Source organism: Vibrio sp. 10N.261.52.A1 (genome assembly GCF_002876325.1).
Lineage (GTDB): Bacteria > Pseudomonadota > Gammaproteobacteria > Enterobacterales > Vibrionaceae > Vibrio > Vibrio chagasii.
Genome location: NZ_MCYD01000333.1, coordinates 1 through 378, shown reverse-complemented (window position 1 = coordinate 378; position 378 = coordinate 1). Strand labels below are relative to the sequence as shown.

Below are 378 nucleotides of genomic sequence, written 5' to 3'. Positions count from 1 at the left end.
GCGCCGTTACCTAGGTGACAGTTGATGATGTTAACTTCTTCAACTGGCTTGTTTAGTAGGCCTGCAACTTCACGAGTGATGAATAGGTGAGAAGTACCGTGCATGCCGTAACGACGGATGCCGTGCTCTTTGTACAGGTTGTACGGTAGAGCGTATAGGTAAGACTCAGAAGGCATTGTTTGGTGGAACGCAGTGTCAAATACAGCAACGTTTTTAAGGCCTGGGAAGTTCTGTTGAGCAGCTTCGATACCGATTAGGTGAGCTGGGTTGTGAAGAGGTGCGAAAGTCGCAGCGTCTTGAATACCCTTAAGAACGTCATCTGTGATTAGTGCAGATTGAGTGAACTGCTCGCCGCCGTGTACGATACGGTGACCGATA

General features: G+C 48.7%; 1 pseudogene. It reads right to left on the bottom strand.

Annotated features, from left to right (window positions below):
• A pseudogene (locus tag BCT81_RS04050) lies at positions 1 to 378 on the bottom strand (acetate kinase); the annotation flags it as partial.